This is a genomic window from Arthrobacter sp. P4_F10 (assembly GCF_056401435.1).
In genome coordinates this window covers 1-14,350 of the sequence record NZ_JBFUJJ010000028.1, presented here as the reverse complement: position 1 = coordinate 14,350, position 14,350 = coordinate 1, and the positions used below count along the sequence as shown (strand labels likewise).

The window sequence follows — 14,350 nt, the reverse complement described above, 5'->3', positions numbered from 1 at the left end:
TTCCATCCTGCCATGTCGAGCGGTTAGAACACCCGTCGGGGCGCCCCGACTGCGTCACACATCACATCTATGACTCCGGCCGGGAGGGCCTCGCCCAGTCCGGTGAAGTGCCGGACCTGCTCCACCGCCTGGTAGATGAGCATTTCAAGTCCCGGGACCACCGTGCCGCCGGCTTCCTGCCAGACCGCGGCGATCCGGCTGGGCCACGGATCGTAGGCGACGTCCAGGAGGACGCCCGGGCGGCCCGAGCCGCCCGAGGGTGTTGTCCGCCGTCGTCCGGCGGCATCGTTCCGAGGCACGGATTCTGCCGGCGGGGCTGGCGGCTCTTGTGCCAGTTCCGCGGCAAGCGCATCTGCCAGTTCCACGGCAAGCGGGTCTGCCGCGCGGGGCGGCAGCGTGGAGATGACGACGTCGGCCGCGGCGACGGCGGCGGCCGCACCGGCGAGGGGAAGCACCTGGACGGGGAGCCCCACGGCGGCGGAGGCCGCGCGGGCTTCGGCGGCGCGGCTGGGATCGCGCACGAACACCTCGGCAGACACTGCGCCCAGTTCTTTGAGCGCAGCGATGGCAGCAGCCGCGGTCCCGCCGCCGCCGAGGACCACGGCGGTGGGCGCCGGGGCGGCCCCCGCGTGCCGGAGCGCATTGACGATCCCGGCGACGTCCGTGTTGTAGGCGACCAACCGCGTGTGGTCAGCTCTGCCGCCGCCGGATTCGAAGGCAACGGTGTTGACGACGCCGAGTGCGCGCCCCACTCCCCGGACCTCGTCCACTTCCGCCACCATGGCCGATTTCAGCGGCATCGTGACCGAGAGCCCGCGCCAGAAACCGTCAGCGCGCGCCTCAACCCTGACCTGCCGCATGAAATCCGGCAGGTCGGCCTCTGTCACGTCAATGGCGGAGTAGGCGATGTCCACGCCCAGGTGCGCGTAGGCGGCGCGGTGCAGCGCCGGCGACTTCGAATGGCTGATGGGATGCCCGAGGACGGCCGCCCGCAGCGTCATACGCAGCGTCCCGGGTTGGCCTCGCACCAGGCGTTGTACTGCTCCACGTATCCGTTGTGTTCGGCCAGGGTCTTGGAGAATTTGGTCTCCTTGGTGTCCAGGTTGATGGTGACCCAGTAGAGGTAGCTGTTGGTCTTGGGCTTGGCGGCGGCGTCAATGGCCGTCTTGCCGGGAGAGCCAATGGGCCCGACGGGCAGCCCCTGGTTGGCATAGGTGTTGTACCGGTTCGACTTGTCAGCCTTCTGGACCTCGTCGATGTGGAAGCTGCGGATGCCCAGGCCATAGGTGACCGTGGCATCGGACTGGATCAGCCCGTTCGTCTCGGTGTTGTTCGGCTTGAGGCGGTTGTAGATGGCGCCGGCGACGTCACCGTATTCGGCCTGGCCGCCTTCGGCCTGCACGATGCTCGCTACCGTCACGACGTCGTACTGTTTCGCGGCATCGGTGACCCCCTGGGCCTTGAGTTCATCCAGGGTGTTGCCTACGAGCTTCTGCAGAATGTCCTTGGCGGAGGTGCCCAACGGGAAGCGGTACTCCCCCGGCGCCAGGTAGCCCTCGAGGTTCTTGGCCTTCGCCGGGACGCCGAACTGGGCGGGCGCATCGCTGAGCGCCTTCAGCTCCGGAACCGAAATCCCGGTGCCCTCGGAAATCGCCTGCAGGGATTCGCTGATCCGCAGCCCGGCGCTGAGCGCAAAGTACATGACCTTGCCCTGGTCCTTGTTAAGCAGGACGTCCACGGCATCGGAGTTCTTCATTTCCTGGCGCATCGAGAACGTGCCGGGGTTCAGGGCACCGCCGGAAGCGGTGAATTCCTTGAGGAACGTGTCCGCGTTCGCCACGACCTTCTTTGACTGCAGCTCGGTGGCCACGGACCTCGGCCCGGCGCCGGGTGCGACCGTGATGGTGACGTCGCCGGTCCCCGGGCCCGGGTAATCGGCCACGGTGTCCATGCCCAGGAGGGGCTTGAGGAACTGCGCGCCAACGGCGATTGCGACGACGAAGACCGTCAGGGTAAGCACCAGGGCCAGGAAGCGGCGGCGGCGGCGGACCTTCTTGGACGGAACCTTGTCGTAGCGGACCGCTCCGGCCATCAGCTCGTGGCCGGGTTCGCTGTGATATTCGGCGTCCGGGTGGCCCTGTGCCAGGTGTTCGCCGGAGTCGTCGTAAACATGGTGAGCCTCGTCGTGGGGGTGAGGAGCATAGCCATCGTGGGGGCCGGCGCCATGCGCAACCGCGTCGTGGCGGGCGTCGTGGCCAAGCTGGCCTGCCGACGCATAGACGGCGTTCCCGTGGCCGGCGTCTTCGTGGACGGGCTCTGAGTGGATGGGGATCATCCGCGTGAAGTCGTCGCGGACGGGCTCTTCGTCGGCGGGAACGTCCTGCACTGTTTCCTCGTGCAGGGGCTCTTCGTGGACGGCTTCGTTGTGCACGGGCTCTTCGTGCACGGGCTCTTCGTGCACGGGCTCTTCGTGGACGGGCTCTTCGTGGACGGGCACTTCGTGCACGGGCTCTTCAGCTGCAGCGTCTTCGTGCACGGTCGGTGCTGCTTCGGGGAGTTCCGGGGCGGCCTGCGGCAGCTCTCCCTCCGGTGCCCGTGCCGGTGCCGGCGTCGGAACATCCTGTCCGGTCTCAAAAGCCTGCGGCGGGATCACGTTGTGTCCCTGCGTCGCCAGGAACTTTTCCCGGGCCCGGATTTCTTTGCGCGTCAGCGCTCGGTCAGCACCAATAGGGGCGTCACCGGAGGAGTCATCACTGTTGACCGGGCTCACTGTAGCCTTCCATGTTCTGAAGAGTGCGTCTGTACTGCCGGGTCGGTCTGTGCGCCGTCCCCGGTCGGCCCCGGCGCAGACTCCGCGTACACGCGGTTTCCGACCTCCGTTCCCCTGGCCTTTTGCATATCAAGCGCATGTTGCAGAATACCTGCCGCCGCAACCTGATCAACTACTGTACGGTGATTTCTGCTGCTCATGCCAGCTTCATGCAGGTTGCGGTGGGCGGTCACGGTGCTGAGCCGCTCGTCAATCAGCCGCACGGGCACGTCGGAGCCGGCACCCTGCAGAGCCCGGACAAGCAGTTGTGCATAATCTGCGGCCATCCTGGCCGAGGCGTGCTCTTCGCCCTTCATGGTGCGCGGCAGTCCCACGAAAATCTCCACGACGTCCAGCTCCTCCGCCAGGGCGGCCAGGATCCGAACGTCTGTGTTCTTTTTCACATTCCGCTGCAGCGTGCGCAACGGGGTCGCCAGGATTCCGTCGCGGTCGCAGACGGCCACGCCCACGCGGACCGTGCCGACGTCCACCCCGAGCTTCACGCCCCGGGGATAGACGCCGGCCACAGCAGCTTCAGACACGTGGGATCCGCTATCGCCGCGTAATGGCGTCCACGACGGCGCCGAGGGCAGCGCCAACCTTGGCGGCGTCCGTGCCGCCGCCCTGGGCGACGTCGTCCTTGCCGCCACCGCCGCCGCCGAGGATGCCCGCGGCGAGACGCACCAGGGCGCCCGCCTTGACTCCGGCTGCCCGGGCGGCTTCGTTGGTGGCGATCAGGATGACGGGACGGTCGTTGCTGACACCGGCCACCGCGACGGCGGCGGGCTCGGAACCGAGACGCGTCCGCAGGTCCAGGGCCAGGCCGCGCAGATCGTCCGCGCCGCTGACCTGGCCGGCGTCGTGTGCAATGACCTTGACGCCGGCGGCGTCCCTTGCGGTGCCAACCAGCTGGGCAGCGGCGGCCGTGAGCTGCTCCTTGCGCAGCCGCTCGAGTTCCTTTTCGGCCGTCTTGAGCTTGGTCAGAGTGCTGGAAATACGGTCCGCGAGCAGCCCGGAGGGAACTTTCAGCATTTCCGTGAGTTCGGTGACAAGGGCACGCTCGGCGGCCAGGTGCCGGAAGGCGTCCATGCCCACGAAGGCCTCGACACGGCGGTTTCCCGAGCCGACGGACTGTTCGCCGAGCAGGGACAGGCTGCCGATCAGCGAGGTGTTCTCGACGTGGGTGCCGCCGCAGAGTTCGCGGGACCAGGCGCCGTCGATCTCCACGACCCGCACCTCGTTGCCGTAGTTCTCGCCGAACAGCGCCATGGCGCCGAGCGCCTTGGCCTCGGCGAGCCCCATGATCTTAGTTTCCACCCGGAAGTTGTTGCGGATGGCGATGTTGGAGACTTCCTCGATCTCGGACCGGGTGGCGGCGCTCAGGCCCTCGCCCCAGGCGAAGTCGAAGCGCAGGTAGCCGGCCTTATTGAAGGAACCGCGCTGCAGGGCCTCCGGGCCAAGGATCTGGTGCAGGGCCGCGTGCACAATGTGCGTGCCCGTGTGGGCCTGCTCGGCGGCGTGGCGGCGTTCCCGGTCCACGGCGGCCTGAACCAGCGAATCGGACCCGATTTCGCCTTCGCGGACAATCGCCTTGTGCACGCTCAGGCCCTTGACGGGGCGCTGGACGTCCAGGACCTCGACGACGAAGCCGTCGCCGGTGATCAGCCCGGTGTCGGCGGCCTGGCCGCCGGCCTCGGCGTAGAACGGCGTCTCGGCCAGGACCAGTTCGATTTCGTCGCCCGTGGAGGCCTGGGCGACTTTCCTGCCGCCGGACAGGATGCCGCGGACCTTGGACTCGCCCTGGAGTTCGGTGTAGCCGGTGAAGACGGTCTCGCCGGCGGACAGCAGCTCCTGGAACGCGCTGAGGTCAGCGTGCGAACCCTTCTTGCCCTTGGCATCGGCCTGGGCACGCTGGCGCTGTTCGAGCATGAGCTTGCGGAACTCGGGCTCGTCGACTTTCAGCCCGGCTTCCTCAGCCATTTCCAGAGTGAGGTCGATCGGGAAGCCGTAAGTGTCATGCAGGGCAAAGGCGTCGGCGCCGGAGAGCGGCTGGTTGGCGGCCTTGGACTCCTTGACCGCGTCCTCGAGCCGGGCGGTGCCGGAGGCGATGGTGCGCAGGAAGGCCTTCTCTTCGGCATAGGCGATCCGACTGATGCGCTCGAAGTCGGTCTCCACGATCGGGTAAACGCCCTTCATGGCGTCCCGCGAGGCCGGCAGCAGCTCGGGCAGGCAGGCCTTCTCGACGCCGAGCAGGCGCATGGAGCGCACGGCGCGCCGGATCAGGCGCCGCAGCACATAGCCGCGGCCTTCGTTGGAGGGGGTGACGCCGTCGGCGATCAGCATGAGGGCCGAGCGGATGTGGTCGGCAACGACGCGCATGCGGACATCGTCGGTGTGGTGCGGGTCCTCGGCGGACTCCGCCGAGGTGTACTCCCGGCCGGAAAGGGCCGCAGCGCGGTCGATCACGGGACGGACCTGGTCGGTCTCGTACATGTTCTCGACGTCCTGGAGGATCATCGCGAGCCGCTCCATGCCGAGGCCCGTGTCGATGTTCTTCTTGGGCAGCTCACCTGTGATGTCGAAATCCACCTTGGAGCGGACGTTGTCAATCTGGTACTGCATGAACACGAGGTTCCAGATCTCGACGTAGCGGTTTTCATCGGCGATGGGGCCGCCCTCGACGCCGTAGGAGGGGCCGCGGTCGTAGTAGATCTCCGAGCAGGGACCGGCCGGGCCGGGCTGGCCGGTGGACCAGTAGTTATCGGCCTTGCCCATCCGCTGGATCCGCTCGGCCGGCATGCCGGTGTTCTTCAGCCACAGCTGCTCGGCCTCGTCGTCCTCCTCGTAGACGGTGACCCAGAGCTTCTCCGGCGGCAGTCCGTACCCGCCGTCGTCCACGCCGGTGGTGAGGAGCTCCCATGCGAACTTGATGGCGTCTTCCTTGAAGTAGTCGCCAAAGGAGAAGTTGCCGCACATCTGGAAGAAGGTGCCGTGGCGGGCAGTCTTGCCCACTTCCTCGATGTCACCGGTCCGGATGCACTTCTGCACGCTGGTGGCCCGGGAGTAGGGGGCCTCCTCACGGGCCGTCAGGTACGGGATGAACGGGACCATGCCGGCCACGGTGAACAGCAGGGAGGGGTCGCTGGAGACCAGGGAGGCGGAGGGCACGGCGGTATGCCCCTTGCTGACAAAAAAGTCGATCCAGCGCTTGGTGATCTCCTGCGACTTCATGAGCTGATTTCTTACCCTTCAATATTCACTGCGTTATGTGGCCCGCGTCTGTGCTGAGCGGGACAAGCTGAGGACCGGCACGGATCCGGGCCCCGTCAATATGGGACTCGTTTTAGGTGGTGCCGGCGCGCCCGTGACGGGCACCCTACTTACTAATTCTCTCCCGGCTAGCGCCGGACCGCATCCCGGCGGGCGACGGCGCCGCCGGCAGCAATATCCGTTGCCGTCTCGATGCCGAGGGCCGAGCGGAGTTCGGCCTCCCGCTCGCCCATGCCTTCGCGGACGGCGTCGGCAAAGTCGAACAGGCCGTCAGCCAGCCGTCCCACTGCCCGGTTCAGGCCCTCGGGGCCGAGTGCGGACTGGGCTTCGGTGACCTTGCGGAAGGCGATGACGCCGATCGCGACGCCGATTCCCATCCAGATGATTCTGTTCATGTCAGGTTCTCCTGGAGGCTTAGCGGCTGCGCCGGCCGGTGGCGGTCTTTTTACGGGTGGAGAAGGCGGAGCGCACGCCGTAGCTGAAGGCGGCCACCTTGATCAGCGGCGAGCCGACAGTGGCGGCCATGAGCGAGGACAGCGCCGAGATGTTGGCGGAGGCGTCCGAGACGTTGGAGGCGATGCCATCAACCTTCTTCAGCTGCTCGTTGGTGGTGGTCACCGTGGCAGTGACTTCGTCCATGAGCGGGGTGGCGCCGTCGCTGATAGAGCGGATGGAGGTCCGCACTTCATCGAACACTCCCCCGAGCTTCAGGATCGGCACGGCGAGCAGCAGGACCAGCAGTGCAAACACTCCAGCCGCGATCAGGCCGGCAATATCGCCACCAGACATAGACACTCATCTCCTTGAACTGCAGTGGATACCTGCTTGTTGCGTCGGGTTCCGACGGTTTCAGCCGGCGGTCAGAACCGGCTCCCGGGGAACTCCCCCAAGTACCTTACATACAAAGAAGCCCGCGGCGCTTGCCACGGGCTTCTTTGTAGGTGGTGCCTTTGGAATTAGCGTGCGTAGAATTCCACGACGAGCTGCTCTTCGCAGGTCACGGGGATCTCGGAACGCTTCGGGCGGCGCACCAGGCGGGCCTGCAGGGCGTCAAGCTTGACGTCCAGGTACGCCGGAACGATCGGCAGGACGTCGCGGTGAGCGCCGGCTGCTGCAACCTGGAACGGAGGCATGGTCTCGCTGCGGCTGTGGACGTGGACCAGCTGGCCCTCGCCGACGCGGAAAGACGGGCGGTCAACGCGGATGCCGTCAACGAGGATGTGGCGGTGCACAACCAGCTGGCGGGCCTGGGCGATGGTGCGGGCGAAGCCGGCACGCAGAACGAGGGCGTCGAGACGCATTTCGAGCAGTTCGATCAGGTTTTCACCGGTCAGGCCCTTGGTGCGGCGTGCTTCTTCGAAGGCACGGGTCATCTGGGCTTCGCGGATGCCGTACTGGGCGCGCAGACGCTGCTTTTCGCGCAGACGTACGGCGTAGTCGGAGTCCTGCTTCTTGCGGGCACGGCCATGCTCACCGGGGCCGTACGGGCGGCGCTCCATGTACTTGGCGGCCTTGGGGGTCAGAGCGATGCCGAGTGCACGCGAAAGGCGTGCGGTACGGCGAGCACGAGTGTTGTTAGCCACTTGTGTCCTTCCAATATCTGCGGTGTGTCAGTGTTACTGGCCTCCACGATGGAGAGCATCGGCCAACCGCTGCCTTTTGCTACTGGGCACAGGGCAACCCTCATCAAATGCGAAGTTTCAATGGATTGTGCGTCCGTGCCTTGCCAGACAACGAACCAGCCTACCAGATCCGGCCGATGGACCGAAGTCAGATCCGGGCGTGCACGCCCCGGGCACCGCTGCGCCCGAAGGACGCCGCACCGAGGAATTCCACGGCCACGAACGGTTTCGGGCCCACCACCCATTCGTCGTGACCTGGCGGAATCGCGTAGGTGTCGTTGGCGTGAATCGTGGAGTGCAGCCCTTCGGCCGTTTCGACTTCCATTTCTCCGGAAATGCAGAAACCGAGATGGTGGTGCAGGCAGACGTCGGTGTGCTCATAGGGCCGGGTGTTTTCCGACCACCGCCAGCCCGGGCCCAGGATCAGTCGGGCCACCGAGTAGTCGTTCACTGTGCAGAGGTCGAATTCGGCCTTGTCCGGGCACCGTTTCTTGTCCGGCACATCGAAGGATTTCACTGCCATGGCTGTAACGAAGTTGATACTCATGGGACACTACCTGGGGACGGGGCGGGGACGCTCGCGCTGGATGACCTGGAATGGAGCGAAGTCGGCTGCCGTTCCGGGGTCCGGATAGCGAGAGCCGGCGATGTGAACGCGCTGTCCCCTGCGCCGCACGGACGGCCAGCAGATCAATGCTGACGTAATTCCACGTTAGACCTCTTGGGCCCCATGTCAACGGCGGATTCCGGCGCTGCAGGCCGCGGCGGACCAGCCGCTGGTCACAGGCCGGTCACGTGCCGCGGATGATCCTCCGAAGCCGCTCGAGCCGGGTGGCGATGTCGCGTTCGGCTCCGTTGGCGGTGGGCTCGTAATAGTTGCGACCGACGAGGTCGTCCGGCGGGTACTGCTGGGTGGCCACGGCATGCGGGGCATCGTGGGCGTACTTGTAGCCCTTGCCATGACCCAATTGCTTTGAGCCGGGGTAGTGGGCATCGCGCAGGTGGGCCGGGATGCCGTTCCCGAGCCCGGCCCGGACGTCAGCGATCGCCTGGTTGATCCCCATGTACGCGGCGTTGGACTTCGGCGCGGTGGCCAGATGCACCACGGCCTCGGCGAGGATGATGCGGCCTTCCGGCATGCCGATCAGCTGCACGGCCTGGGCCGCCGCGACGGCGGTCTGCAGCGCCGTCGGGTCCGCCATGCCGACGTCCTCGGCTGCGGAGATCACGATCCGGCGCGCCACGAACCGGGGGTCCTCACCGGCCTCCAGCATCCGGGCGAGATAGTGCAGGGCGGCGTCGACGTCGGAGCCCCTGATCGACTTGATGAACGCGCTGGCGACGTCGTAATGCTGGTCCCCGGCCCGGTCGTAGCGGACGGAGGCGACATCCAGGGCCCGCTCCGTGTGCCGCAGCTGGATCGTGACGGGCTCCGCCGTTCCTGCGCGGGAGTCTGTGCCGGTATCGGCTGCGACTGTGCCGGTATCAACTGCGACCGTGCCGGTATCAACTGCGTCGATGTCATCCGCGTCTCCGAACGCGACGCCGGCGGCCGCTTCCAGGGCAGTCAGGGCGCGGCGGGCGTCGCCGCCGGAGAGCCGGACAAGGTGCGCCAGTGCGTCGGCGCTGAGTTCGGCCTTCCCGTTCAGTCCGCGGACATCCGAAACGGCCCGCTGCAGCAGCGCCTCGACGTCGGCGTCGGTGAGAGGTTTCAGGGTCAGCAGCAGCGAGCGGGACAGCAGCGGGGACACAACGGAGAACGACGGGTTTTCGGTGGTGGCCGCCACCAGCACCACCCAGCGGTTCTCGACGCCGGGAAGCAGCGCGTCCTGCTGGGCCTTGTTGAAGCGGTGGATCTCATCGAGAAAGAGGACGGTGGTGGTCTTGAAGAGGTCGCGCGCGGTCAGGGCCTCATCCATCACGCGGCGGACGTCCTTGACGCCGGCGGTGATGGCGGAGAGCTCGACGAATTTCCGGCCGGGACCCTTGGCAATGACGTGGGCAAGGGTGGTCTTGCCGGTGCCGGGAGGACCCCAGAGAATCACCGAACTCGGGCCCGCAGGGCCGGTCGCATCGGAGCCGGCGGCCAGCTGGCGCAGCGGGGAGCCCTGGCCGAGCAGGTGCTGCTGGCCAACGACGTCATCGAGGGTGCGCGGCCGCATCCGGACGGCGAGCGGGCTCCGCGGCGAGGCTGACCCGGCGCCAGACCGGGCTCGGCTCCGGGCTTGGCCGGAATCGTCCGCGCCGCCGTCGGCAGCACCGTCGGCTACGCCGAGGTCGTCGCTTCCGTCGGCGTTGTCCCGCCCTGCGCCAAAGAGATCATCCACATAGATAGGCTACTTCTAGTTCCTGCCCGCCTTGTCACCATCGCCCCCGCAACGGAGAACCTGCCATGCCCAGCCCCGAGACCCGTGTGGCCTTCGTCTCCGGCGGCCGGCTGCCTGGCTGGGTGGACCGCTTCGCCGCGAGCCATGGCGCACTGGTGGAGGAGGAGCTCGACGCCGGCTTGCAGCTGCGCGCCGCGGACGGCGCCGTGGCAGTGCTGCGGGCGCCTTGGCCCGTGGACGGCCGGCCCGGGAGCGGCCAGGACGCCCTTTCGCGGCTGGCCTCGCTGGCCGGGCAACCCCGGAGCATCGGCGCCGTACTGGTCCGGCGCGGCGGATATTCGGTGGCTGTGGTCAGCGCCGGCGCCGTGCTGGCGTCCAAGACCGGCACCCGCCACGTCCAGTCCCGGACGGCCGCCGGCGGCTGGTCCCAGCAGCGGTTTGCCCGGCGGCGCGCCAACCAGGCAGATGCCCTCGTGGAAGCCGTCGCCGAGCACGCCGGAAGGATCTTCGCGGGGCACCGGGTCGAATACCTCGCGGCGGGCGGCGACCGGACGCTGGCGGACCAGGTGCTCGCCGAACCCGCCCTGAAACGCTACGCCGGCCTGGCACGGCTCGCGTTCCTGGACGTCCCGGATCCGCGCGCAGCGGTCCTGAAGAAAGCTGCCGCGGAGCTGTGCTCGGTGCGGATCCTGGTGACCGACCCGGCGGCGTAGGAACGGCCGCCGTTCCATCCCCCAATGTATGCAGATGGAACGACGGCCTCCTCGCTATCCGGCTGCCGGAAGCGGCGGCTACTCTTCCGGCGCCAGAGTGACGGTGACGCCGTCGAGGTCCTGGCTGAAGTCGAGCTGGCAGGAGAGCCTGGAGCCGCATTCCTGGTAGCCCTCGGCCTCGGCCAGCAACTCGAGTTCGTCCTCGCTGCGTTCGGCCAGGGTGTCAAAGACCTCCTTTTCCAGGAAGACGTGGCATGTGGCACAGGAGGCCGTGCCGCCGCAGGATGCCAGGACCGGGAGGTCGTTGTCGCGGAGGGCCTCCATCAATGTCTGGTCCGGCTCCCATTCGAGGTCGTGCGTGGACCCCTCGCGGTCGATGACGGTGAGTTTGTTGTTGCTCATGGTGGTTCCTTAGTTTTCAGGCAGCTGCGAACACAGCGGCGGTCAGTGGAGTGCCGGGATCGGCGGCGAGCAACGGGTCAATCCGCGCTTTCTGGGCTATCAGTTTCTTGGCCGGCCGGAAGTCAGCCAGGCCTGCGATGGTGTCGACGGCGGCGAGGCACCCGTCCCGGAGATAGACAACCGAGAACTTGCCGTCAGCCGGGGCGCCTCGCACGATCACCTCGTCATCGGCGCGGCGGACCCCGGCCGTCTGTAGCCGGACACCGTGCTGTACTGTCCAGAACCACGGGATTTCCGTCTCCGCGGCGTCCTGCCCGGTGATGTCCGCGGCCACCTGGTCAGCCTGCGCCATCGCGTTCTGGATGCATTCGAGGCGCTGGCTGGTGCCGTCGATAGTGCTGGTGAAGCGAGTGACGTCACCCGTGGCATAGATGTCCGGAACGGAGGTCCGCCCATGCCCGTCCACGAGGATGCCGTCCTGGCAGAGAAGTCCGGCGTCAGCGGCGAGTTCCTGGTTGGGCACAACGCCGATGCCGGCGAGGACGACGTCGGCCGGGTAGGAGGTGCCGTCGGCGGTGACGACCCGCTCGGCCCGATCGACCCCTTCGATGGCGGTGACCGCTGCACCGAAGACGAACCGGACGCCGTTTTGCTCGTGAAGTTGCTCGAAGAAGCGGGATACGGGTTCGGAGGTCACACGGCTCATCACGCGGTCCTGGAATTCGAGTACGGTGACCCCGCAGCCCTTGGCGGAAGCGGCGGCCGCGACTTCCAGCCCGATGTAACCGGCGCCGATGATGGCAACCCGGGCGCCTGGGACGAGCGCCAGCTTGAGTTCAAGGGCGTCATCCCGGGTCCGCAGGGCCTGCACTCCGGGAAGGCGGGCCCCGGGGACCGTCAGGGACCTGGCGCGCGAACCGGTGGCTATGACGAGGCGATGGTAGCCCAGGCGGCTGCCGTCGGACAGCTGGACGGTCCGGCCGGCGGGGTCGATGGCGTCGACAGCGAGCCCTGCCCGCCGGCCAATGCGTTTGTCCTGGTAGAACTTCTCTTTGCGCAGCACGGTGGACTCATCCGGGGCGCCTGCCTTCAGGAGCTCTTTGGATAGTGGAGGGCGTTCGTAGGGCGTCTCCTTTTCGGCTTCGAGCAGCAGGATGTCCCCGTCCCAGCCGCGGGTGCGCAGTCCTGCGGCCACCGCGACACCGGAGTGGCCGGCGCCAACGATGATGATTGGATTCAGGTGGTTCTCTGTGGGCTGCTGACTAGGCATTGAAGATCTCCAGCTCCACGTAGAGGTGTTCCGGGCCTGAGTTGGTCAGGTTGTTGCCCCGGACGTATTCGATCGGTTTGTCCTTGTTGAGGGTCAGGGAGCCAAGCTTTGAGGCGAGGAGTTCCACAGTCACCACGGTTTCCAGTCTGGCCAGCGGGGCGCCGAGGCAGCTGTGCACACCGTGGCCGAAGCCGAGGTGGCCGTCGGTGTTGCGGTCGATGTTGAAGGTCTCGCCGTCGGGGTACTTGGCGCTGTCGCGGTTCGCGGCGGCCGGCAGCAGCCGGACGATGGCGCCGGCAGGGATGCACACGCCGGCGACCTCGACGTCTTCGGTTGTGATCCGGCTGGCGCGCTGCACCGTTCCGCGGAAGCGTGCCAGTTCCTCGACGAACAGGTWCGCATCGGCGGGGTTCTGCCGGATCCGGTCCAGCAGTTCGGGCTGTTCGCTGAAGACCCGGAATGCGTTGGCCAGCAGGATGGTGGTGGTGTCGTGGCCGGCAACGAAGACGAAGGCGCAGAGTTCCTTGGCTTCCTTCTCGCTGAGCAGGCCGTCCTTCCACATCCGGGCGATGTGGCCGCCCACGGACTCGTTTCCCTCCACGTAGAGGCGCTCCATGGTGTCTTTCAAATACGCGAAGAACTCGAAAGTGCTCTGTTCGTCGGTGCCCGTGCCTTGCGCGTTGCGGGCCAACCGGCCGAAGTAGCTGAAGGTCTCGTCGGACCAGAACTTCATCTTCTCGAAGTCCGACGCCGGGACGTCCAGCAGGGCACTGATGGTGGACATGCTCAGCGGGATCGCGTAATCGTCGACGGCGTCGCCGCCGCCGGCCGCGATCATCGGGTCCAGATACTTGTGGGCGTTCTCGCGGACCCGTTCCTCGAAGCGGGCGATCGCCTTGGGGGTGAAGGCCTGCGCAACGACCTGGCGCAGCCGGGTGTGGTTCGGGGCATCGAACAAGGTCAGAAAGGTCAGCGGCACCGGGTCCACGACCTGGGAGGAGAAGACCTTGGGGGCGCGCATGGCTTTGCGCACGTCGTCGTAGCGGGTGATGAACCAGACATCCGATACCGGTGAGGCGGCCCGGAGGACCGGGGCGTTGTCGCGCATCCATGCGTAGTGCGCGTATGGGTCCCCCTGCGTTCCGTCGTCGACGACCTTGAACGGTGCCATGCCATCCGGCCACGCGAGGTCATGGGAGTATGGGGGCAGTTCGGCCGGCCCGGAGGGAGACTCTGCTACGGGCGATAGTTCTGTGGTGGCGGCAGACATCGTTGTCCTTCTTTCGTGCGTGACTGTTCCGGGTGAATTCCCTGGATGAGTCGACGTGATCCACGTCTCACTCAAGAGTGCCCACGGGCCCCGCGTCGGCCCCATAGGGCTTCCGTTCATCGGTTGTGAAAGTCGCCCGGCAGCTCTTGTCCGCAGGCGAGGGCGATTGTCAGCGGCAGGGCTGCGGGCCACCAAAGAAGTTCGATTACCGCACTGAACCGGCACGCAACTGGTCGGTCAGGCGGATTGATACACGACGCATTCCCGGATCGGGTCGTCGAGGGGTGCTGACCAGCCCGGATCGTCCGTGTCCACCGACGGTAGTGGGTGCGCGGCGGTGAATTGGTGCCATTCCGGGAAGGGGTCCGGGGGCAGGTCCGGTTCGGGACCTTGGCCGGGATCCCGGCCGGTTTCCTGGCCGGGTTCCTGGCCGGGGTGCCCGATGAATGCCGGGTCCGGACGAAGTCCTGGACCCGTGGGCAGGCTGCGGTCCGGGAGCGTGTCTGCGGCCGGGATATTGCGTGGCCAGCGGGGCGGTTCCCAGTCCTGGTGCTCGCTGGGGTAGTGCCGGCCGGACGGTGAAATCCAGCCCGGCGGGTGGTCCTTGCCGGCCCGGGTGGGTTGCCAGGCGGAGCCGTGTTTGAGCCGGTGGTGTCTGGGGCAGGGC

The 14,350-nt window shown here is 67.1% G+C and carries 13 protein-coding genes and 1 pseudogene; 1 reads left to right on the top strand and 13 read right to left on the bottom strand.

Going from position 1 to position 14,350, the window contains the following annotated elements:
- Positions 1–23: 23 nt before the first annotated feature.
- From AC1DR1_RS18975 to AC1DR1_RS18935, 9 genes are all read right to left on the bottom strand, one after another.
- Complete coding sequence (locus AC1DR1_RS18975; RefSeq protein ID WP_229994577.1) at positions 24–1,001, bottom strand: shikimate dehydrogenase family protein; 978 nt, start codon at positions 999–1,001, stop codon at positions 24–26.
- A complete protein-coding gene (gene mltG, locus AC1DR1_RS18970) occupies positions 998–2,770 on the bottom strand; it encodes an endolytic transglycosylase MltG (protein ID WP_229994578.1) in 1,773 nt (590 codons plus the stop codon). Before mltG ends, AC1DR1_RS18975 begins: the two co-directional genes overlap by 4 nt.
- Positions 2,767–3,351: a Holliday junction resolvase RuvX gene (ruvX, locus tag AC1DR1_RS18965; protein WP_229994579.1), complete on the bottom strand. Its 585-nt coding sequence runs from the start codon at positions 3,349–3,351 to the stop codon at positions 2,767–2,769. Before ruvX ends, mltG begins: the two co-directional genes overlap by 4 nt.
- Positions 3,352–3,361: 10 nt before the next feature.
- Positions 3,362–6,040, bottom strand: a complete 2,679-nt coding sequence (alaS, locus tag AC1DR1_RS18960; protein WP_229994580.1) for an alanine--tRNA ligase — start codon at positions 6,038–6,040, stop codon at positions 3,362–3,364.
- Between the two features lie 167 nt (positions 6,041–6,207).
- Positions 6,208–6,474 (bottom strand): DUF6167 family protein, encoded by a 267-nt coding sequence (locus tag AC1DR1_RS18955; protein ID WP_229994581.1) that lies wholly within the window; start codon positions 6,472–6,474, stop codon positions 6,208–6,210.
- A gap of 19 nt (positions 6,475–6,493) precedes the next feature.
- Positions 6,494–6,868 carry a DUF948 domain-containing protein gene (locus tag AC1DR1_RS18950; RefSeq protein ID WP_229994591.1) on the bottom strand — a complete coding sequence of 125 codons (375 nt, stop codon included), beginning with the start codon at positions 6,866–6,868 and terminating at the stop codon, positions 6,494–6,496.
- A gap of 167 nt (positions 6,869–7,035) precedes the next feature.
- The gene (gene rpsD, locus AC1DR1_RS18945; protein ID WP_018773157.1) at positions 7,036–7,662 is read right to left on the bottom strand and encodes a 30S ribosomal protein S4; all 627 of its coding nucleotides are present in this window, start codon (positions 7,660–7,662) and stop codon (positions 7,036–7,038) included.
- Positions 7,663–7,849: 187 nt separating this feature from the next.
- Entirely contained in the window at positions 7,850–8,248 is a 399-nt protein-coding gene (locus tag AC1DR1_RS18940) for a cupin domain-containing protein (RefSeq protein WP_229994582.1), read from the bottom strand.
- A 244-nt stretch (positions 8,249–8,492) separates the two neighbouring features.
- Positions 8,493–10,028 (bottom strand): replication-associated recombination protein A, encoded by a 1,536-nt coding sequence (locus tag AC1DR1_RS18935; RefSeq protein ID WP_229994583.1) that lies wholly within the window; start codon positions 10,026–10,028, stop codon positions 8,493–8,495.
- A 65-nt stretch (positions 10,029–10,093) separates the two neighbouring features.
- On the opposite strand from AC1DR1_RS18935, the gene AC1DR1_RS18930 reads away from it, so the two are divergent.
- Positions 10,094–10,741, top strand: a complete 648-nt coding sequence (locus AC1DR1_RS18930; RefSeq protein ID WP_229994584.1) for an acVLRF1 family peptidyl-tRNA hydrolase — start codon at positions 10,094–10,096, stop codon at positions 10,739–10,741.
- Between the two features lie 78 nt (positions 10,742–10,819).
- On the opposite strand, the gene AC1DR1_RS18925 is transcribed toward AC1DR1_RS18930, so the two are convergent.
- From AC1DR1_RS18925 to AC1DR1_RS18910, 4 genes and pseudogenes are all read right to left on the bottom strand, one after another.
- On the bottom strand, positions 10,820–11,143 hold the full coding sequence (locus AC1DR1_RS18925) for a 2Fe-2S iron-sulfur cluster-binding protein (protein WP_229994585.1): 324 nt from the start codon (positions 11,141–11,143) through the stop codon (positions 10,820–10,822).
- A gap of 16 nt (positions 11,144–11,159) precedes the next feature.
- Positions 11,160–12,413 (bottom strand): NAD(P)/FAD-dependent oxidoreductase, encoded by a 1,254-nt coding sequence (locus AC1DR1_RS18920; RefSeq protein ID WP_229994586.1) that lies wholly within the window; start codon positions 12,411–12,413, stop codon positions 11,160–11,162.
- Positions 12,406–13,683: a cytochrome P450 gene (locus AC1DR1_RS18915; RefSeq protein WP_476993085.1), complete on the bottom strand. Its 1,278-nt coding sequence runs from the start codon at positions 13,681–13,683 to the stop codon at positions 12,406–12,408. Before AC1DR1_RS18915 ends, AC1DR1_RS18920 begins: the two co-directional genes overlap by 8 nt.
- Positions 13,684–13,920: 237 nt before the next feature.
- A pseudogene (locus AC1DR1_RS18910) lies at positions 13,921–14,350 on the bottom strand (hypothetical protein); the annotation flags it as partial.